Annotated in this window: 19 protein-coding genes; 5 read left to right on the top strand and 14 right to left on the bottom strand. The window is 39.4% G+C overall.

What is annotated here, in order from left to right; genetic code table 11:
* Nucleotides 1-110: 110 nt before the first annotated feature.
* The 5 genes from AC5JMK_RS26225 to AC5JMK_RS26205 all read right to left on the bottom strand — a co-directional run bounded on the left by AC5JMK_RS26225 (nucleotide 111) and on the right by AC5JMK_RS26205 (nucleotide 4,024).
* A complete protein-coding gene (locus AC5JMK_RS26225) occupies nucleotides 111-305 on the bottom strand; it encodes a DUF2949 domain-containing protein (RefSeq protein ID WP_096676093.1) in 195 nt (64 codons plus the stop codon).
* Nucleotides 306-760: 455 nt separating this feature from the next.
* Nucleotides 761-1,249, bottom strand: a complete 489-nt coding sequence (locus AC5JMK_RS26220; protein WP_096676092.1) for a hypothetical protein — start codon at nucleotides 1,247-1,249, stop codon at nucleotides 761-763.
* A gap of 333 nt (nucleotides 1,250-1,582) precedes the next feature.
* Nucleotides 1,583-2,140 (bottom strand): peroxiredoxin, encoded by a 558-nt coding sequence (locus tag AC5JMK_RS26215; RefSeq protein WP_096676091.1) that lies wholly within the window; start codon nucleotides 2,138-2,140, stop codon nucleotides 1,583-1,585.
* Nucleotides 2,141-2,178: 38 nt separating this feature from the next.
* Nucleotides 2,179-2,424 carry a regulatory protein SipA gene (gene sipA, locus AC5JMK_RS26210; protein ID WP_096676090.1) on the bottom strand — a complete coding sequence of 82 codons (246 nt, stop codon included), beginning with the start codon at nucleotides 2,422-2,424 and terminating at the stop codon, nucleotides 2,179-2,181.
* Nucleotides 2,425-2,785: 361 nt separating this feature from the next.
* Nucleotides 2,786-4,024 carry a hypothetical protein gene (locus AC5JMK_RS26205; protein WP_096676089.1) on the bottom strand — a complete coding sequence of 413 codons (1,239 nt, stop codon included), beginning with the start codon at nucleotides 4,022-4,024 and terminating at the stop codon, nucleotides 2,786-2,788.
* A gap of 974 nt (nucleotides 4,025-4,998) precedes the next feature.
* Between AC5JMK_RS26205 and fmt the strand changes: the two genes are divergently transcribed.
* A complete protein-coding gene (gene fmt, locus AC5JMK_RS26200) occupies nucleotides 4,999-6,006 on the top strand; it encodes a methionyl-tRNA formyltransferase (protein ID WP_096676088.1) in 1,008 nt (335 codons plus the stop codon).
* Nucleotides 6,007-6,092: 86 nt separating this feature from the next.
* On the opposite strand, the gene AC5JMK_RS26195 is transcribed toward fmt, so the two are convergent.
* Nucleotides 6,093-6,446, bottom strand: coding sequence for a DUF6464 family protein (locus tag AC5JMK_RS26195; protein WP_495911321.1), 354 nt, complete (start codon nucleotides 6,444-6,446; stop codon nucleotides 6,093-6,095).
* 686 nt (nucleotides 6,447-7,132) lie between these two features.
* On the opposite strand from AC5JMK_RS26195, the gene AC5JMK_RS26190 reads away from it, so the two are divergent.
* Entirely contained in the window at nucleotides 7,133-7,756 is a 624-nt protein-coding gene (locus tag AC5JMK_RS26190) for a helix-turn-helix transcriptional regulator (protein WP_495911320.1), read from the top strand.
* 22 nt (nucleotides 7,757-7,778) lie between these two features.
* Here the strand turns inward: AC5JMK_RS26190 and AC5JMK_RS26185 are convergent, their stop codons facing one another.
* Nucleotides 7,779-8,255: a DUF4168 domain-containing protein gene (locus tag AC5JMK_RS26185; RefSeq protein ID WP_096676085.1), complete on the bottom strand. Its 477-nt coding sequence runs from the start codon at nucleotides 8,253-8,255 to the stop codon at nucleotides 7,779-7,781.
* Between the two features lie 111 nt (nucleotides 8,256-8,366).
* Nucleotides 8,367-9,356: a DNA polymerase III subunit delta gene (holA, locus tag AC5JMK_RS26180; RefSeq protein ID WP_096676084.1), complete on the bottom strand. Its 990-nt coding sequence runs from the start codon at nucleotides 9,354-9,356 to the stop codon at nucleotides 8,367-8,369.
* 147 nt (nucleotides 9,357-9,503) lie between these two features.
* Between holA and AC5JMK_RS26175 the strand changes: the two genes are divergently transcribed.
* Complete coding sequence (locus AC5JMK_RS26175) at nucleotides 9,504-10,301, top strand: DUF1868 domain-containing protein (protein WP_096676083.1); 798 nt, start codon at nucleotides 9,504-9,506, stop codon at nucleotides 10,299-10,301.
* A 158-nt stretch (nucleotides 10,302-10,459) separates the two neighbouring features.
* Here the strand turns inward: AC5JMK_RS26175 and AC5JMK_RS26170 are convergent, their stop codons facing one another.
* The 3 genes from AC5JMK_RS26170 to argS all read right to left on the bottom strand — a co-directional run bounded on the left by AC5JMK_RS26170 (nucleotide 10,460) and on the right by argS (nucleotide 13,501).
* On the bottom strand, nucleotides 10,460-10,963 hold the full coding sequence (locus AC5JMK_RS26170; RefSeq protein ID WP_096676082.1) for a 2TM domain-containing protein: 504 nt from the start codon (nucleotides 10,961-10,963) through the stop codon (nucleotides 10,460-10,462).
* Nucleotides 10,964-11,140: 177 nt separating this feature from the next.
* Nucleotides 11,141-11,704: a Uma2 family endonuclease gene (locus AC5JMK_RS26165; protein ID WP_096676081.1), complete on the bottom strand. Its 564-nt coding sequence runs from the start codon at nucleotides 11,702-11,704 to the stop codon at nucleotides 11,141-11,143.
* Between the two features lie 39 nt (nucleotides 11,705-11,743).
* Complete coding sequence (gene argS, locus AC5JMK_RS26160) at nucleotides 11,744-13,501, bottom strand: arginine--tRNA ligase (RefSeq protein ID WP_096676080.1); 1,758 nt, start codon at nucleotides 13,499-13,501, stop codon at nucleotides 11,744-11,746.
* A 1,009-nt stretch (nucleotides 13,502-14,510) separates the two neighbouring features.
* Here argS and AC5JMK_RS26155 point away from each other — a divergent pair.
* The gene (locus tag AC5JMK_RS26155; RefSeq protein WP_495911319.1) at nucleotides 14,511-14,654 is read left to right on the top strand and encodes a QAALIT motif small membrane protein; all 144 of its coding nucleotides are present in this window, start codon (nucleotides 14,511-14,513) and stop codon (nucleotides 14,652-14,654) included.
* Nucleotides 14,655-14,843: 189 nt separating this feature from the next.
* Here AC5JMK_RS26155 and lpxD read toward each other — a convergent pair whose 3' ends face one another.
* From lpxD to AC5JMK_RS26140, 3 genes are all read right to left on the bottom strand, one after another.
* On the bottom strand, nucleotides 14,844-15,890 hold the full coding sequence (gene lpxD / locus AC5JMK_RS26150; RefSeq protein WP_096676079.1) for a UDP-3-O-(3-hydroxymyristoyl)glucosamine N-acyltransferase: 1,047 nt from the start codon (nucleotides 15,888-15,890) through the stop codon (nucleotides 14,844-14,846).
* A 128-nt stretch (nucleotides 15,891-16,018) separates the two neighbouring features.
* The gene (gene mltA, locus AC5JMK_RS26145) at nucleotides 16,019-17,278 is read right to left on the bottom strand and encodes a murein transglycosylase A (protein ID WP_495911318.1); all 1,260 of its coding nucleotides are present in this window, start codon (nucleotides 17,276-17,278) and stop codon (nucleotides 16,019-16,021) included.
* A 3-nt stretch (nucleotides 17,279-17,281) separates the two neighbouring features.
* On the bottom strand, nucleotides 17,282-17,536 hold the full coding sequence (locus tag AC5JMK_RS26140; protein ID WP_096676077.1) for a hypothetical protein: 255 nt from the start codon (nucleotides 17,534-17,536) through the stop codon (nucleotides 17,282-17,284).
* A 1,004-nt stretch (nucleotides 17,537-18,540) separates the two neighbouring features.
* Between AC5JMK_RS26140 and AC5JMK_RS26135 the strand changes: the two genes are divergently transcribed.
* Nucleotides 18,541-19,311 (top strand): hypothetical protein, encoded by a 771-nt coding sequence (locus AC5JMK_RS26135; RefSeq protein ID WP_096676076.1) that lies wholly within the window; start codon nucleotides 18,541-18,543, stop codon nucleotides 19,309-19,311.
* Nucleotides 19,312-19,488 lie beyond the last annotated feature (177 nt).

Genomic DNA, 19,488 nt, shown 5'->3' with positions numbered 1-19,488 from the left:
CATTCAGCAACGCCAATAATTCATTTTGGGGCGTGAGACTTTGCGCCCCTAATAACTATTAAAATTTACCTACATAAATATTTAAGCTGTGGGCCGTTTCTACCAAAAGCTCAAACATTTCCCTGCAACCAGTCAAAAATACGATCCAGCTGGTTCAATGTTACCAGTCCGTATTGCCACAAAATTATTGGTAACAAATTTGGAGTCTGTTCAGGATGTCGTAATGCTAACTGTAGGTCAGCGGCAGGAATTGCTAAATCTTCTTGCAAAAAGTTAAGAAATTGTGCAAGTCTTCTCGGTTCCATATTCGCCACCTATCCTTACGGCAATATGTTGAGGTTGTGTTTATAAAATCGGTATCTGTGCTCTAACATCCTTTAAGTTTGCAAGAGCTGCTGTCTATGTTCTTTACTTAACTTTATAGATTTCTCAGTTTGAGTGATTTTTACTTTGAGAAAATAATATCAGTAACAGCGGTGCGTGTAAACTATGTTGTTATTAACAGGAACAAAATGTATTAAGTACACACAAGTCAAAATTTTTCATGTTGAAACTGTATCCCGCCTAGAACTAAAGTTCCAGGCTCATAGCGAAAGTCCACTCAAGTGGACTGGAACAAACTTTTTTTTGAGTCCTCTTCAGAGGACTTGCGCATCTGTACTCGGAATTTATTCCGAGGCGGTACAGATGCGCTCAACCTAGATTTGTGTGTACACCGTAGCCTTGCTAAGGAGAAGGGTTGGGGGTGAGGTTGTGTATTTTATTTCTTACCTGATTTTCGAGGTTTGTTAATCGGACGCATTGCCTCTCGACCTAGAATAAACATGCCCGTTACACCTAAGCAAACAAACCAAACATATTGATGCCAATATTTTCCGATCTGCTCAATGGGACTTAATTGTGAGTACAGAGTATTGAGGTAAAGTAGCAGCAAAACGGTCATCAGCGCTCCAAATCCAACAAAACTTAACCCAATCCGAATCCGTAGAGGTCGTAGTTCCCAATCGCTGATCGTCTCTAAGTCGATTTCTGCTAATTCATGTAATGATTCTTCTGCTACCGAAGAGGCGATTTGTAAGTTATCTCCTAACTTTGGTGGCAGTATTGGTACTAATGTTGCCACAGTTGGACGCCGTAGCAAAGCCTCAGTATCTCTGAGTAATTCCAATGGTTTACGGGTAACAGCAGGCTGAGAAAATTTTAAGTTTTGTGTATTATCTTTAAAGTTTACTTCGCTTTTAAAATTCATAGTTATTAGCCCAGAAGTAAAAGTTTAAATTAACAGGGAACTCTTAACAAAGAACACTTAACGCAGAACAGGGGAATCCCCATAAATAAATTAAGGAGATTTGACAAGGACGGCTTGTTGAATCGCGCTCATCAATAACTAATGATCAATTACTCTTATTAATAAGTCTAAAGCTAATTATCAATAACTATTTATTGCTGTGTAGAGACGCGAAATTAGCCTGCGGGATCTTGCTACGCGTCTGCTACAAACCTGATCGCATCAGGTTAGGTTAAACTTCGTGTCACTTGCTAAAAGCTAACTTTAGCTATTAGCCCCGACTTTAGTTGAGAGCTACGAGGTGGCTTTCTCCAATTCCTCTAGTCGGGCTAGCACTTCTTGGCTATGAATGGCTGGATTAACTTTGACAAAAGTCTCTCGCACCATACCCTGGGGATCGATGATAAATGTATGACGTACAGAAATAAAGCTCATCCAAGAACCGTAAGCTTTGCTGACTGCGCCTGTTGTATCTGCCAACAGAGGAAATTTTAGTCCTTCGGAATCACAAAATTCGGCATGGGAATTAATATCGTCTGCACTTATACCAATTACTTGTGCATTTTTTTCAAGATATTTGGGTAAATCTTGTTGAAACCGACGGGCCTCTATGGTACAACCTGGGGTGAAGTCTTTGGGATAAAAGTAAAGAACTACCCACTGACCACGATAATCAGAAAGAGAAATTTTACCTTCACCAGAGTTGGTTGGTAAAGAAAACTCTGGTGCAGGTTGGTTAATAGCAGGAAGTTTGCCACCCAAGGCGTTAGCTACTGGGGGAAAATTTAACCAACTGATGAGTGCAAAACAACTAGCAAATAATATGGTTAAAAAATGGCGGCGAGAAGTCATTGTGTTGACCAGAATTACAACTTAACACAAGTTTACAATTACTCGTCGCTATTCTCAGTTTGGGTAGTTTTTACACTTTCAATATATTGGCTTTCCATCAGAAAAGCCCCATTAGTAAAACGGACACCCCAGTATCCAGCAGGACGACGATCTAGTACCACACCTTCTTCGCCAATACGAATCACATCAGGTGGACGTAACATGGGCATGGGATCGGCTGTTTTGACGTAGGGGGGTAAGGCAATTACGCGGACTTTGCTACCAATAGTAAATTCTTCAGACATGATCAAAACGATGAATTATGAATGGTTAATTATGAAAAAGCATAGTTCATCATTGATCATTGTTGGAGCGATCGCATAATTTTACAATTAATAATAATTCTTTATATATATTTTTTTAAGCAGTAATTTTATTTAAGGAACTCTAAAAAATAAATAATCTAATCCTGCACTCAATAAAATCTCTTCCCCCTTGTCCCCCTTCCTCTTCTTCACAATTTTTAATTTTTAATTTTTAATTGTTTCGTCCCCTCCCCTTTGTGAGGAGGGCTTGAAACTGTAAGTTAATCTCTGGACAAAGCTCCCCAAAAATATTAACAATGGGTAGCTTTGGGTAGGTGTTATGTAACGGTTAGAGGTATTCTCAGCGATAAGCTACCTGTGGACCAGGCCAGACTTCTTTGACCTTTTCACCAAAAGTCACTGCTTTATCTGTGTCTGTGGCCATAGCTGTACTACCATCATGAGAAACTGCCAATACAGGCCATTCTTCTTCGCCCATTTCACCAGTACGGAATAGAATCTTATTAGGTTGGGTTTTACTCCAGCCTAAGAGTACGGCAATTTTTTCATGTTCTTGCTCATCATAAGCAGGAGAGATGGTGTTAGTGCGATCGCTTTGTCGATCCCAAATTACCGCCCTGTCGGTAGCGTCAGATGTATTAAACACAGCTTCAAATTTGCGTGCTAAGAAGCGATCGCCTTTTTCTGACCAACTAACGGGAACTAATACCCCAATAGTCCCTTCACCATTTGCATCTTGGGAAAATTTGGCATTGATTAAAGTATCCATGTTGCGAGAGGTAGAAGATACTACCCGCAATTGCCCAGTTTGTCTGTCTTCTAAGAACAAAACACTGCTGACACGGCTGTTATACAGTTCTGATTTGACTTCTAATTGTACACGGCTGTAAGCAGCATACCTACCATCTGGGGAAACAACAGGTAAACTGCGGTAATAGCGTACTCCAGAACCTTTTTTAGAACTCACCGTTTGATGTGTAGTCATGATCCAATTCCAAGGAATTGGATGTGGACTGGCGATCGGATCTTGCTGTTCTTGTTGTGCTTGTTGTGCTTGTTCAACTACAGGTAATTCTTTGTACTGTGGAGTTACTATCGTAGCTGCTTGAGGTGATGGACTATCAGACTTATCCATCGATAGATAAATCTTCTCACTATCTAAAGACTGTAGTTTTGCAGCCTTTAACTTTTCCACTAAACTGATTTGACTAGTAGACAATCCTCCAGATACAGAATCCGGTTGCACTTTTGCTGGTGCGAGTTCCACGGCCGCCAATGAGTTGTTATCTGGTATTTCGATCACCGATATAGAATCACCTTCTACTGCCCAAGACTCTACTTTATCTACTATTAATATTTGCGGTTCAGCAGCAGCTATAGACACTTGTAAGGAGTGGTGTTTGTCTGCCAAAGAGTCAATTTTAGCTAGTTTTGATACTTGATTCTGACTAGATATATTTCTATCATCTGCTTCGGTTGAAGCAGATGCTAACTCCGTCATCATCGAAGTACTTTTAGCTGTTTGTGATTGCGCTGAGGAAGAGTGACTAGATGCATCCACTAAGGGCGCGATCAGCATCAAGACGACAACATACTTGAAGAATGGTTGTACGCGAAACCATCCTGACAGCAAAAGATGTTTAAGCATTGGTTGACTCTAGTAGAGGGCGGTTGCTGTGTGAGAAGTGACGCCAGTATAGTTATGGAGCAGACTTTCGATTATATGTATAACAGGAAACTAACTGTATTCACTAGATAAATCACTAAAATTTGCCATAATTTTACAAAATCTTGTGTAAGAATTCTTACAAAATACTACCAAGCAATACAAGCTAGCAAAATATACTAGCATAACACTGACCGATTCTAAGCTGATGTTTGTCACTACCGGACAAAATTCTTGCTGATGCTAAAACCCAGCTTAACCAACATCTAAGCATTACTCTATAGTCATTAGTTAATCTTTCATTACTTTGTGACATTTATTACTAGAGATAGCAAAGATAAGTAGGTTGAAATTGGCAGACTAAGCCTGTCTCTTTTGTTCCTACCAGATTAAAATTTACTGATAACGGTCATGCGAACTCTGACTGAGAAATTTAGCAAAAGTATTGTTCTAACTAAACAAATCCAAGCCATAACTAATTAAAGTCTAGCTAAAATAAATTTATATTGAGAACAACTGCAACAAGAGAATCTTTTGCTGACAAAGTTTTTGGTAACACACCCTAGCCTAGAAGCTTGGCAAAAGCTGCTGGCTTCTTGGAAACATTTATAAAAATTTATGTTGATTATAGTAGACGCTGGTTGGCTTGTTGCTAGACAAAGCCGAAGGAGTAGAACTTGATTGTAACAGATACAGTTTATACTGACTGAGTACTCAATTTATTTATTATAACTCTACTAACCTAGATCGGCACAAATTAAAGCTAACTGCTGAAAATCGTCATTTGTCATTGGTGAGGGGCGTGATGAGGATAAATATATAATCAGACAAAACAATCGACTCGCCAACAAGCAAGCCCGCAAGTAACCCTTGATTATTGATAAACCATGAAAGTTGTATTCTTTGGTACTCCCCAATTTGCGGTTCCGACTCTGGAAAATTTGCTGAATCATCCAGATTTTGAAGTATTGGCAGTTGTTACGCAGCCTGACAAGCGCCGAGGTAGAGGAAATCAGCTAATACCTTCGCCTGTAAAAACTGTTGCGACTACTCACAGTTTACCAGTATGGCAACCCCAGCGAGTCAAGAAAGATGCTGAAACTCTCACTCAACTTAGAGAAATAGGCGCAGATGTATTTGTAGTAATCGCCTATGGACAAATTCTCTCTCAAGAAATTTTAGATATGCCTAAATTAGGTTGTGTGAATGTACATGGCTCGATTTTACCCAATTATCGAGGTGCAGCTCCAATTCAATGGTGTTTGTATCACGGAGAAAAAGAAACGGGGATCACGACTATGTTGATGGATGCGGGTATGGACACTGGCGCCATGTTATTAAAAGCTACTACACCAATAAACTTATTAGATAATGCCCAAGATTTAGCAGAAAAATTAGCCACAATCGGTGCAGATTTACTAGTAGAAACTTTGCTCGGTTTAAAACATGGAGAAATTGAGCCAATTCTTCAAAATAATTCTGAGGCTACCTATGCCCCTTTAATTAAAAAGGAAGATTACCAACTAGATTGGTCAAAGAGCGCGATCCAATTACACAATCAAATCAGAGGCTTTTACCCCAACTGTATCACTAGCTTCCGCAACCAACCAATAAAAATTACTGCAACCGCTCCCCTTGACTCTACTTACTGGCAGGAACTACCATTGGAGCTTCAGGAATATCTCCAAAAAGAATCTAATTCGTCAAAAGTATCAGGTAATCCAGGGGAAATAGTAAGCATTGTCAAAGGGATAGGGGCGATCGCGCGAACAGGAGATGGTTTGTTAGTTTTACAAGAAGTTCAATTAGCTGGGAAACGTCCCCAGTCAGGATGGGATTTTGTGAATGGTATGCGTTTAACAGTAGGAGAAGTCTTTGAAAATATTCAAGAATAAAGCCAGAAGGCTCATTCAGTTACTAGTTACTATTTATCACTAAACAGCTACCAAATTATACTTGATAACTGATAAGTCATAAATGTTCACTGAATTTCATAGTAGCGGCAAGATTCGCATGGTCCTTCTGGATTAACCGCACAGCGAATAATTTCTGAATGAGCATTGTAGCGGCAATTGGCATTGCCAACAATCCAACGTCCATCCAACCAGCTTTTTTCTTCTGGTCGTTTAGCAGATTGTACATATAAAGCTATTTTATACAAATGATAACGCCCCGACTTGAGTTGATAACGGTGACGACGTTCTAAAACAGCATAGGTTTTTCCTTCTAGATCAAGATAATTTCCCGGTTGTGGTACCCAATCAAGTTTCACACTACCGAGGGACTGACGCGGATGTGTCAGAATTACCTCGGTTGGTAAAGTTTCTGGCTCCATAAGTTCTGGTAATGTGATTTACATTATTTAGGATGGTAACGCACTCAATGGCGCGAACATATGGAGTTTATGTTATAGTTAACGATTCTCTAAAAAAATGTAAAAAAGAATATAGTTTTAATTTGCATAGATGAGTCGGGATGTTGCGTGTCTTGGAAGTGGGGGGTTGGGGATCAGGGATCGAGAATTAACTTATACCAATTTCGATAAATGATAAAATCAAATATTAAAATCTCAACAATCTAGTATTTCTAAATACTAAATCATTTGTTAGAGACGAGATCCCCGGCTTTTAAGAGAAGTCGGGGATCTCGGCTTTGCAATTCCCACAAATCATATAGGATTCCTATATATCCGAAATCAGGAATCAAAGATTTGTATTTAAATTATGTCAATTTAAATCAATATAGGTTTCTAAAATATTTTGGAATTTAAATCAAATCTCATCCAATCCGGTTCGGATAAGACAAATTGATTAACATTTAAACCCACCAGAGACGCGATATATCGCGTCTGGTACAACCCCAAAATTCTGACGAAAAATCCTGAACCAAACTGTATTGAAATCTCATCTGTGCCACATCTTTCTCATTTGTGGTTGTGCTTCAGCACGACTATGAGCTAGTTTTGAGTTTTTATTCAAATTAATTCAATATAATTTTTATCAAATAAATAATCAAGTTATTATGACCGCTTTCACAGATTTATTACTAGATTCAAAAGATAATCTTAAATATCATTATTGTCAGCAAGCAGATTTCTTGCAAGAAGTTATGGAAAACTTGCAAGATGGATTACTAATTATTAATGAAGCGGGTGAACTTATTTATGCTAATGCATCGGCACATCATATTTTTCATCAACTGAAACAAGATAGCTATGAACATCACAAATTACCACAAGCTATTTGGCATATTTGTGAATTGTTACTTGTTAGACGTAACCATTCGCTTAATAAAGTATTTTTTTTATCTGATGAAATTTCACTTAATAAGACAAAAATATTTCGAGTCCGTGTGAGATGGCTTGATTTAACTAAATGCAAACGTTCTGGTTTTTTAATCATAATTGAAAATCGTTATGAGTCAATGAGAAACTTAGCGATCGCAGAAGTTGCACAATATCATCTCACACAGCGAGAAACTGATATTTGGTGTCTATATAGAGCTAATTATAGTTATAAAGAAATTGCAGCTTATCTTTACATAAGTATTAACACTGTTAAAAAACATATGAAAAATATTCATGCCAAACGGCGGCAAAATTTCTTAGATAGTCAATTTTCTACAGGCACTCTATATGGTATGTAAATATAACAACAGTAACTTTTTTCTATTGGTCATTAGGTCTTTTTTGTAAACGAATTAAATTATTGTAAATCTGTCGTTTTAAGTCATCATTATTTTGTAGCTGGAGAGTAATTTTGTTGAATTCATCAATGCTAAGACCATTAGATTCGACAATTTGCTGAGAACGATTGCAGTAATTGACAGCTATATCTCTAGCCTGGGATGGTAGAGAGTTAAAGCTACTGGGTTCGCTACAAACAATCTTAGGAATTTCTTGATCGCCAATAATTTTCTTAATTTGATCAAAAGCTTGCTGTCGTTCTGGTTCGATGCGTAATAAAGATCTAGAGTAGTTGAGTATATCTTTATTGTTGGGTGGAGGATTTTGAGCATTAACTGTTGAGCTAAATATCAAAACCGTAGAGAAAAAACTCGCTATAGTCAAAGAGCGAAAAAACACACTTTGAGAAAGCATTTGAGTTAGCTTAGGTCGGCACAATAGTTGATATAATCTGTTCATTTGCTGTGTTCAAAACAACTACAAATATCATTGATATTAATTAGAATGAATAATTTTAGGAGAGAGAAGTTCCAAGAAAAAACTAAATTTCGGCTACATTCAGATTTTTTCTCATTTTCTTTGACATACCTGACAAATTTCGATAATTTTTGTCTGGAGTACTAACATTTCTACTGCTCCTTGTTTGAGACTTACTTCTAATTCTAGTAATAGGGGTAAACAGTCAATTAGTTGTTGCACAGAAAGTGATTTAACTTCTTGCTGTAAAAAGTAGATACGCTTAGGATTGCTGACATCAGCAGCTTTGGCGATCGCTTGTGGATCGCGTTCACCACTTTCCACCATGATTCTTACCCATAACCAGGTACGAAATTGACCAATCAGTGTCGCAATGATCCGTAAAGAGGGTTCACAAGCATTAATGAGATTAGCCAATATAGCTAAAGCTTTGGCTGTATCTCCTGCCTTCATTGCTGCTGCTAGTTGTAAGCTATTGTGATTAGTATTTCTAACTAGCTGAGTAACAACATCTATATCTTGTGGTTTGTTACTACCACCAGCATAAAGCTGTATTTTCTCTAACTCATTGTACAGTAGTCGTGTATCGTTGCCTACAGCTTCTGCCAAAATTTCTACTGCTTGAGAAGTCAATTTTACACCTACAGCTTGAGCAGCAGTCTGGACAGATTGCATCAATAGTTCTGTCTTCCAAGGCGGAATTAACGAGAATTCACGATATTCAGCCGCAAATTGTTTTAAAAGTTTAGTAGACTTGAGCCGTTCATCAGGTTTATTACGGCTAGTCAGTAATAAAAATGAATCTTCGGGAATTACTGGTAAAGTGCGTCCTAATTCTGATAACACATTATCTGGACAGTGTTGGCAAATAGTTGTATTGACAAGCCATACCAAACGCCCACCAGCACCAAAAGGTGGTGTCATCACTTGATTTAACCCAGCGATCGCACAATCAGCTTGATCTGGCGAAAGGGTAGTGTAGTTAAAACTCGTCCATGAAGCGTCAAGGATGCGATCGCGTAAGAGTGCAATTGCTTTTTCCATAGCAAAATCGTCCTCACCCCAGTAAACATAAATTGGCATGAGAAACCTCCTGTTGTTAAAAATTAAATATTAAATATTTTAGGAAGAGGGTTTGAGGGGTGGACATTCGGCATTAATTAACCACCAACAATCAACAAGCAACCACTAACAAATTAAAATCAAGGACAGAGTGCGAGGATATGAAACGTGGACGACAATTATCAAACCTACCTCAATCGGGTAGCACGGATGACACTACCAGAAGCCTATGGAACTCAAGTCCAGCATATCCTGGAATCTTCCAAATTTCAGCTGACACAAAATGGCAACAGACAAGCTGTGGGTTTTCCAGGTTATACGGTTATTACCCCGCCCTACCAAGAAGAGACACAAAACTCTAATTTCTACACTCAATTGCAGAGTTATCAACAGGAACTCTTGCAGTTACCGATTGGTAATAATTTGATTGTACCCGTACCACCTGCTAGCTTCCATTTAACTTTGGCAGATGTAATTTGGGATAGTACTTTTCGTGATGCTTGTGAAAAAAATCCTGACTACGAACAACAATTGCGTTCTTGTTTTGCTGAGATTTTTCAGCAATATCAAAGATCTTTGACAAAACGTGTTGTTCATCCTATTCGTTGGCAAATGCTAGGACTGATGGTGATGACAAGAGCTGTAGCTGTTTGTCTAGTACCCCAAGATCAAAATTCTTACGAAGAGATAATTAACTTTCGTCGGGCAATTTATCAAAATCCTAACATCATGACTTTAGGCATTGAACAACAGTATCACTTTACTGCCCACGTAACTTTAGGCTATTTTGGGGAAGTTTCACCAAATTTAGATCGCGATCGCCTTGCGACTCTATTTTCACAGTTGAATCAACAATGGTTATTAAATACACCAGAATTTCTGATCAATCGTGCGGAATTGCGAAAATTTGACGATATGACCCGTTATTACCACCAAGAAGATTGGCCTGTTTTAGATTTTAGTTAGTCATTGGGGATTGGGGATTGGGGATTTGGAAGAGACGCGGTGACAAGGGAGAGTAGGAGACGCGGAGAATCTATCAAAAATATTCCCCGTGTCCCCGTGTCCCCGTGTCCCCGTGTCCCCGTGTCCTCCTTGTCCTCCTTGTCTCTCTTCCCTTTCTTCTAACTCTGCCATACGTTAAGGAATTTATTGACAGCTCTATTAATAGTTTGTTTGAGCTGATTCTGGCGATACCATTTTTGGAAAGCCATTTCGTAATCTTCGCCTTTAGTTTGGAAGGTGTTCCAAGCATCAAGGGCTACACCCAGTCCCCAAAATAGGAAAATATACAGTGACCAAGATAAACCAGCGCCACCTACAAGATCAACTAAAAGCAACACACCATTGACAATGGTAAACTTGCCAAAGCGCTTTTTAAATCTTCCAATACGGTAATTGTTAAAAGCTTGTCTTTGCTGTATTTCTCCTTGGGTAATTTGCCAATCACGTTCGGCTAATTGGAGGGTTTCTGAGGGAATTTCTAATTCTCCAGCAATTTCTAAGAGTTGTTCATAGGAGAATTCTTTTTCTTGATCTTTAGCTTGGCGGGCGATCGCCAAATGTAGAATTTTCTGTATATCTTCTTGAGTGTAGAAACGAGAGGGTTGGTCTTCTGGTGCTGTCATAATAATGTCTCTGTTATTACTTTGTCTATCAGTTTCTCTACTTAGTAAAGGTTACGCATTTGTGCGATCGCCAGCAATGCACTTGCCAATATCCCTAGACTAGCAAATCTACGGTTGATTGTTGGTGGTTGGTGGTGAGTGGGTAGTTTACTAAAATATAAGATTATCCTGTTGGTCTCAATCTAACAGCCAACCAAATAACTCTTTTACTGTCAGCTTGAATTCACTGGCGAATGCTGGCGTAGGTAACAAAGTCTCTGATTCTTCTAACACTACTGGCTGTTGATTGCGTATATATACCAAAACTATTTGCTCCTCTGGATCAATCAGCCAGCCCATCTGCGTTTCATAACTCAAACAATGCAGAATATTTTTGGTTACTTTTGTGACGCTTTGGTCGGGTGATAAGATTTCAATCGTCCAATCTGGAGCTGCTGAGAAAATATTAGCAATTTCGCCCTTCTCATCACGGGGAATTCTGTCCCAAGTAAAAACAGATACATCTGGTACTATGGATCTGCCACCAAATGTACAGCGCAATTCTGGAAAAGCACGAGCAATTCGCTTAGACTTGACAACTGCGTTGATAGCAATGATGGATTCACCTTGAATTGTACTATGTTTTCCCTGTGGCATTGGTTTGTGAATAACTTTACCGTCAATATACTCACTTGCAGGTTTCGTTTCTGGTAGCTTTAGAAACTCTTCCAAAGTGATTCTTTTTGCAGATGTCTGTACCATATGCGATCGCTTCAACTAACTTTAGTTCCACCAAATATCCTACATCCGCTCTAACACTTGAATACCTAACAAAGACAATCCCAATTTCAAAGTTCTAGCTGTTAAATAACACAGTGCTAAACGTGATGTTCTGATTGGTTCATCAGATTTGAGAACAGGACAATTTTCGTAGAACTTGTTAAACTTATCGCTGAGTTGATACAAGTATTCACATAACCTATTCGGCAATAAATCTTGCTCAACTTCACTAATAATTTCGTCGAGTTGTAACAAATGCTTTGCTAAAGTTAATTCTGTGTTTTCTTGTAGCATAATCTTGACATCTGTACCCAACTTTTCAAAATCAACATTACCTTCGCGGCTAATTCCTTGGGTACGGACGTAAGCATAAAGCATGTAAGGTGCAGTGTTACCTTTGAGAGACAGCATTTTGTCATAGCTGAAGACATAGTTGCTGGTACGGTTTTGACTCAAATCTGCATACTTCACCGCACTAATACCAACTACTTTAGCAACGTTGGCTTTAAACTCCTCGGTTTCTTGGCGTCCCTCTTGTATTAATCTATTTTCTAAATCTTTACGAGAGCGAGCGATCGCTTCATCCAATAAATCCCGTAACCGTACTGTATCACCAGAACGAGTTTTGAATTTCTTACCATCTTCACCCAAAACCAAACCGAAGGGAACGTGAACGAGTTCCACATCATCGGGAATCCACCCAGCTTTACCGACTACCTGAAACACCTGGGCAAAATGATTTGCTTGTCCAGCATCTGTAACATAAATTATGCGTTTGGCATGATCTTCTTGAATTCGGTAACGAATAGCGGCTAAGTCTGTGGTTGCGTAGTTGTAACCACCATCGGATTTTTGCACAATTAAGGGCAGTGGTTCACCTTCTTTGTTAGTGAATCCTTCCAAGAAAACACATTTTGCGCCTTGATCTTCTACTAGCAATCCAGTCTGTTCTAAAATTTCTACAACTTTTGGCAATAAGGGATTATAAAAAGATTCTCCCCGTTCTTGCACTTTAATATCTAGCAAGTCATAAATAACTTGAAACTCTTTCCTCGATTGTTCACACAATAATTTCCAAGCATGAATTGTATCTTCTGCGCCTGCTTGTAACCTCACAACTTCTTTGCGTGCTTGTTCTTGGAAAGCTTCATCTTCATCAAATCGCTTTTTAGCTTGTCGATAGAAAGTGACTAAATCACCAATTTCCAAAGCATTAGCAGTTGTCAAAGCTTCGGGGTAAACTTCCCGCAGATACGTAATTAACATCCCAAACTGCGTTCCCCAATCACCAACGTGATTCAAGCGCAGCACATCATGTCCTTGAAATTCTAAAATTCGAGCAATGCTATCGCCAATAATAGTGGAACGTAAGTGTCCGACGTGCATTTCTTTAGCGATGTTGGGACTAGAAAAATCCACAATTTCGCGCTTTGGGGTTTTCGCCTTCGCAACTCCTAATCTGGAATCTGCTTGCATTGTAGCTATTTGCGCTTCCAGATATTCGGTGGTGAGTTTGAGATTGATAAAGCCAGGGCCAGCCACTTCTGGTAATTTGCAGATATCTGCTACATCTAGTTTATCAACAATAGCTTGAGCGATCGCTCGTGGTTGTTGTCCTAAACGCTTTGCTAAAGATAAAGCCACATTCGCCTGATAATCACCAAATATCGGATTACTTGCAGGAACCAACACCGGATCTACTCCGGTTAACTCCGCGCCAAAAGCTGCAACTAAAGCTTGCTGTAATTTTTCTTTTAATAGTTCTTGTGTAGCGTTCATAAAACCTCACCGGATGTGGGAAACTCAGTCCCTTAAGGGCTGAGAGGGAAACGACACGTGCGGTTTTAACCGCCTTAAATCCATTACACGGGAGTTACTCAATCCCGTGTAGTATTGCAATCTACTCTTGTTCGGGCAATTACGAACTGAAATCTTTCACTCTGTACGCATAACGAGGCAAATCGAAGAAATAGAGCCGGGCTTAAAACCCCCTGATTTGGGCGCCCTCTCAAATTCGGGGTCTGAAAACCCCGAATTTGGAGGGAACCCATTAGTGGGCGGTTCGAGATATCCCGAACCAAGCCCGGCTCTATTACACACGCGCCAAATGCGATAACGGTTTTGCTCCAAGGAGCCTTCCCTTACGGGAGTAATGTTAGCCTCGACAATGTTATTGGTCGGTACTATCTGAAAGACACTGACTTAACCCAATAAATCTGTTTAATCCTTCAGTTCTAGAGCAAGGAACTAGCTACGCATCCCTTGGTAGGTCTTTAACTCTTGCCAATAACGTAGTACTTCTTCGTACTTAGTCTGGTCAACTGTTGTCTAAGTCTTAGGCTAGAAACAAGCGTGTCTACCCTTCGGGAACGCCAAAGGCGAACAGACCTGGGTTGTTGACATATATTGTTGGGAAGCAGGCGGTAAGTGATGAGATATCTTTAACGACCTGATTATTCTAGCCTTAAAATGCGATCGCATAATCCAAGTCAGGGGACTATCATGCTCCCCTTAGTACTGTCTGGCATTTTTCACAGAATTTTCTTCTATGTAAACGTTCACGCAACGGTAATTTTATTTTCACTTAATAAATAACCTCGAACTAAATTAGTAAAAAATATACCTAGCAGTTTTTTTGTTAAACGAATTAGTGATATTTATCACAAAATTATTTAATTTAAATCATTAACTATGAACATTGTGATTAGTTTAGTTGAGAAAAAAATCTATCTTAGCTACAACTAAAAGTAGATTTTATTTTATTAATTTTGTGGCTGTGGGGAAGACTATGCTAGAAAGAATCTTACTGGCTATAGTAGTAACATTTACTTTAAGCCTTTTTACCGAACTGAAATCGCCTTCTTTCGCTCATAATCACAGGATCTTGAATAGCCAAAATAGGCTTGTTTTCAATTTCAAGCACAACAATTAAAAAATCTATCTAATGGTATACATGCTGATTTACAGCAGCAATAAAAGTCCCTGACAAGTATAGGTTTTTTTAACAACACTTGAAACTGAACGTGTGGAACAAAGAGAACAAGGAAGAGAGGGGGACAAGGAGGACAAGGGAGGACAAAGAGAAAAACCAATGACAAATGACAAATAACAAATGACTTAATTATTTTTGTTTCATTTGGCGTTGTAATTGTTTCAAACTTTGATACATATCAGGTAAACGATTTAAAATAGCAGACACTTTCACAAATTGTTTGTGAGGTACGGCGGGAAGACCAGAGACAATTTCTCCTGGTGCGACATTGCTGTGAATACCAGCTTTCGCAGAAGCGATCGCACCATCACCGATTTTCACCTGGTTAGCTATTCCTGATTGTCCTGCCAAAATGACGCGATTACCAAGAGTCACACCTCCTGCAATCCCGACTTGACCTGCTAATGCACAACCTGCACCAATTTGGCAACCGTGACCAATTTGTACTAAATTATCAATAATTGTATAGCGACCAACACGTGTTTCGCCGACTGCGGGGCGATCAATGGCACTGTTACAGCCAACGACAACACCATCTTCTAAAACTGTATGACCAGATTGTTCAACTTTCAGCCAACCAGTAGCAGTTGGTACAAAGCCAAAACCTTCTGCACCAATGACAGCACCACTGTGAATTTCACAATCTGCACCAATGACAGTACGTTCGTGGATTGTACAGTTAGCATGTAAACTTGTGCGATCGCCTATCTTCGCATCAGGATAAATCACAACATTGGCATGGATATATACACCGTTTCCAATTTCTGCTCCATCATGAACTACAACATGAGGGCCAATGTAAACATCATTGCCAATTTTCGCATTCTGACTAATTACAGCAGTGGGATGAATCTCTGGAGTCGGGCGCCAAGGTTGGTAGAAAAACTTGAGAGTTCTTGCAAATATTAGTTTTGGTTCTGGAGTCGCAATCCAAGCAATACTACGTTCTTGTGCTTGTGTCTGTAGTGCTTCATTTTGGGGCAAAATCAAAGCACTTGCACTAGTCTTACCTACCATTGGGGCAAATTTTGACCCTTCTATGTAGCTAAGAGTCCCGCTTGTTGCTTCATCAACTGCTGCTATTCCAGAAATTTCTGGATTATTGTCTTTGTCGAAATTAAGACTGTTAGACGCAGCAGCATCACCAAGTTTCGCCAGTATATCGCTAAATTTCATAGTAGTAAATAGTCCTCATATTAAAGGGATCGGGGAAAGGGGATTGGAGATCGGGGAAAGGAGACAACGGAGTGTGGGCAGACAACGGAGAATAATTTAATACCCTTTCCCCTTTCCCCGATCCCCAATCACTCCTTCAATAGCAAATAATATAGAGTACCATTACCACCCGTAATTCCGGCGCGATCGCCTGCTAATTTACCAGTTCCCATAAAATAATCTACCCGTCCTGGGCCTTTGATGGCGCTACCTGTATCTTGATCGAGAACGAAGCGACTGACTCGGCGTTTCACCAGTATTCCCTTACCCGCCGAATAAGGAAACGAGTTATTAATTATTGCTAGTGCGCCCGGTGGCATGAGAGATTTATCTGTGGCAATCGAACGTTCTGGTGTAACTGGTACACCAATACTGCCAGTTGCAGGTGTACCACCAGTTTCTTTAAAAAAGACGAAGCGTTCCCAGCGTGGTAGATAACTATTCATCTCTTTAGGATTTTGACGGAAGTATTTAATTAGAGTAGGCATTGTTAAACCTTGTAAAGGTAACTTGCCATCTTTAGCTAGTTCTTTGCCGATACTAGTCCAAGGATAATCAGTTCCTCCGGCATAGCCAACAGAGGTTCTTTTACCATTAGTTAATCTTAGCTGGGCAGAACCTTGGATATGTACTAGATATGCATCTAGGCGATCGCGAAACCAAAATAATTCCAAACCGTGTAATTCACTCTTATCACCCAATAAACCATCTTTTCCTTCTAGGTCTATACGTTTGGGATGTGGTTTTACCCATGTAACAATGTTGGGCGGTAGTCGATAAAGAGGGTATTTATATACTGAATTGCGAACTCTACTGGCTGTATAAACTGGCTCATAGTAGGCAGTGAACTTGACACTGCCGTTACCGTCATTGCCAACTGATTGATAAAAATTAAATTCTTGACGCACGGCAGCTTGCAGTTGTGCTGGTGATTTAGAACTAACCACCAACTCACGGAAACGCAGCAAGCTACGACGAACGCGAGCAAGAGTGATTTCAGAAATAGGATAATTTTGATACGCTGCTCGTGCCTTCTCTGTTGTTAGGTAACGTAAACTATTGTCAATAGATGCCAACATTGCTTTGCGATCGCCTCGTTTGCTTTTTCCACTCCAAAGTTGTTCATCCCATCCCAAGCATTGATGAATGGGTTTACAATCAGTGCCTAAAGTTACCAGTTTTAGTGGCGGTAATAACTCTGGTGGTGGTAATGGTTCGGTGGAGTTGGTTGGTGGTAATGGCAAAGGCGGTATATTAATCGGAATAGGCACCTGAGCCAACCCAGAGAAAACAGGATTTACAAAGCTAATTCCTAAACTCAAGGAAACTAAAGCAAGCGTTTTTCTCATGATTTATGTAAATCTTTCCACACTAGAGCTAAAAAGTGGTTCCACACGAATAGCCACAATCCGCGAGGGACGCACAACCATGTATTCACCTTGAATATTTTTGATCGGCACGTTTATAAAATCATCTGAGGCAGATTTTGGTATCAGTTCGCCACTATACCACTTTTGAAAATCCTGAATCGTCGGAAACCGCACCTCTTCCCGATGACCACTTGCCATGAGTAAGTATACTGCGTATTCATTAGGTGTTCTAGGCATACTGTTTGAATCATTTAAAACACATGCAACCCATTTTGGACTACGCACTGCCCGAATGGGAAGAGTGAATAAAACACAGTTAAGACTATGACGGTTGTTATCCTTGTCAGGGTTCCTGGTTGGGGAGATTGGAAGGAGGACATGGGGGACATGGGAGATAAGGGAAGGGAGAAAATAGAAAACCAATTATTGACTATTGACCAACCACTAAACCTTTAATAAAAATTCTGTTTTTATAACTTTATATTTTATGAGTCAATACTCATAAAATATGAAAAATATAATAATTGTCAACTATATTTTTCTCTAGATTTTGTATATAGCATTCCTAAATCATTTGTTAAGAGACAAGAACCACAACAACTTTTGCGAAGTCGAGGTTCTGAAGTAAAGTTTAGTTTCAATAAAACACACTCTTCTCTAAATAGTGCTAACTTAATAATTGAAGCAAACAAAGCTTCCCTGGCAGATAAAACAGCTAGATGAAGAAACAAATTAAGAAAGAGGTAAAGACGCTGTTGAAACTTAATCTGTCTCGTTATAAAACAACAACACCTAACTCTAAAGGCGATATTTCCTCATACTGAAAGAAAGGGGGCGCTGTAACTGCTTGACTTCACTCAAGTCAAAAGGTGATTCACCCAGTACATCCCCGGCTAGAATTAACGATGAGAGGAAATAACTCAGCTATTAGTTGCTTAGGTGTTGTTGTTTTTTCAATGCACATAGTATTTTATTTATCAACTAGTACAGCGGGCGCGTAAATAAACAGACCGTTTAAAACAACCCAAAAGCCTGAAATAAAAGACTTTTGACTTCCAAGGAAGCGGCACTAGGTGTAAGCTGGTACGAAGCTCTTTTTTAAAAGGAGAAAACTGTGACCTACGGTAAAAGTTGGTCGCAGGACGCGACAAATAAAACCCGCAATTCCTCCCAACACCGAATCAAAGATTACGGAGTGGGACTCCTTGCAGATCTAGTTGAAAGATTTGAAATAGCGCCTTATGTCAATAATTGCTCTGAGAGCATGGTATCTTGAAAATTACGAGCCGATACAAGAACTGGAAAAACGCCCACCAGATATTCGCCTTAACAAAAAAAGTCTACTGAAGTCGGGGCTAAGAGCAGATTTTTTAGAAGACAGCGACGATATCAGAAAATCAACGTGGTTTGGGCGCTATCTAGAAGGGGAAAATATTGAATTTTATATAGAAGGTAGTGGTGGCTATTGTGTGGCTAATATTGATTTGATTAGTCACGAGATTTATTTTACAAAGCAGTCAGTTTTAGCACAGTTAGAACCGACAATCTTTTTTTGTTATCAAACAGAATATGCACCAGCAACTAATGCATTGCGGGAAGCATTATTGGTAAGTGTGGAAAAATTGAACTTGCGATCGCGTCTACCTTTAAAATTAGTCGAATCTCACCGTCCTCAAGAAGCTCCTCTACGACTAGGAAGCGCTATGATGCGAAAAATTCGTAGAAGTTTGTTGTTTATTGCAGATACCACACCTATTGCCAAAATAGAAGATAAACAAACTGCTCAATTAATTCCTAGCCCAAGCGTTTGTGTGGAAATTGGCTATGCAATTAGCAGCAAAAGATCTGAGCAAATTTTACTAGCGCAAATGCAGCGCCCTGATTTTTCAGGACAGTTTCCTTTCGATTTACCAACTACACAAATTTTACAATTTCAAGACACTGTAGAATTAGATAAAATTTTGCTACCAACAGTTGAAACTCTATTAGCGCGATTTAAATTATTTTTCTAAAAGTAATTTGTTATTAGGGACCAACGGCCGTACTAACATAAGTCACCCCGTGTCTACGCCCCTACAATAGTTGTTAAGAGCGTACTCTACCTTGAAGCTGCATTCTGCAAACCATTAATTATTTTTTGTAACTCCCCAGGTAGGACTGTAAGGATCATTCCATTGAGAGAAGAATTA

It is taken from the genome of Pelatocladus sp. (genome assembly GCF_059505505.1).
This window is presented reverse-complemented; position numbering and strand designations above follow the sequence as displayed.

Coding starts and splice junctions, on each gene's coding strand:
- AC5JMK_RS26225 (WP_096676093.1), bottom strand. CDS start 305: ATGGAACCGAGAAGACTTGCACAATTTCTTAACTTTTTGCAAGAAGAT.
- AC5JMK_RS26220 (WP_096676092.1), bottom strand. CDS start 1,249: ATGAATTTTAAAAGCGAAGTAAACTTTAAAGATAATACACAAAACTTA.
- AC5JMK_RS26215 (WP_096676091.1), bottom strand. CDS start 2,140: ATGACTTCTCGCCGCCATTTTTTAACCATATTATTTGCTAGTTGTTTT.
- sipA (WP_096676090.1), bottom strand. CDS start 2,424: ATGTCTGAAGAATTTACTATTGGTAGCAAAGTCCGCGTAATTGCCTTA.
- AC5JMK_RS26205 (WP_096676089.1), bottom strand. CDS start 4,024: ATGCTGATCGCGCCCTTAGTGGATGCATCTAGTCACTCTTCCTCAGCG.
- fmt (WP_096676088.1), top strand. CDS start 4,999: ATGAAAGTTGTATTCTTTGGTACTCCCCAATTTGCGGTTCCGACTCTG.
- AC5JMK_RS26195 (WP_495911321.1), bottom strand. CDS start 6,446: ATGGAGCCAGAAACTTTACCAACCGAGGTAATTCTGACACATCCGCGT.
- AC5JMK_RS26190 (WP_495911320.1), top strand. CDS start 7,133: ATGACCGCTTTCACAGATTTATTACTAGATTCAAAAGATAATCTTAAA.
- AC5JMK_RS26185 (WP_096676085.1), bottom strand. CDS start 8,255: ATGAACAGATTATATCAACTATTGTGCCGACCTAAGCTAACTCAAATG.
- holA (WP_096676084.1), bottom strand. CDS start 9,356: ATGCCAATTTATGTTTACTGGGGTGAGGACGATTTTGCTATGGAAAAA.
- AC5JMK_RS26170 (WP_096676082.1), bottom strand. CDS start 10,963: ATGACAGCACCAGAAGACCAACCCTCTCGTTTCTACACTCAAGAAGAT.
- AC5JMK_RS26165 (WP_096676081.1), bottom strand. CDS start 11,704: ATGGTACAGACATCTGCAAAAAGAATCACTTTGGAAGAGTTTCTAAAG.
- argS (WP_096676080.1), bottom strand. CDS start 13,501: ATGAACGCTACACAAGAACTATTAAAAGAAAAATTACAGCAAGCTTTA.
- AC5JMK_RS26155 (WP_495911319.1), top strand. CDS start 14,511: ATGCTAGAAAGAATCTTACTGGCTATAGTAGTAACATTTACTTTAAGC.
- lpxD (WP_096676079.1), bottom strand. CDS start 15,890: ATGAAATTTAGCGATATACTGGCGAAACTTGGTGATGCTGCTGCGTCT.
- mltA (WP_495911318.1), bottom strand. CDS start 17,278: ATGAGAAAAACGCTTGCTTTAGTTTCCTTGAGTTTAGGAATTAGCTTT.
- AC5JMK_RS26140 (WP_096676077.1), bottom strand. CDS start 17,536: ATGCCTAGAACACCTAATGAATACGCAGTATACTTACTCATGGCAAGT.
- AC5JMK_RS26135 (WP_096676076.1), top strand. CDS start 18,541: ATGTCAATAATTGCTCTGAGAGCATGGTATCTTGAAAATTACGAGCCG.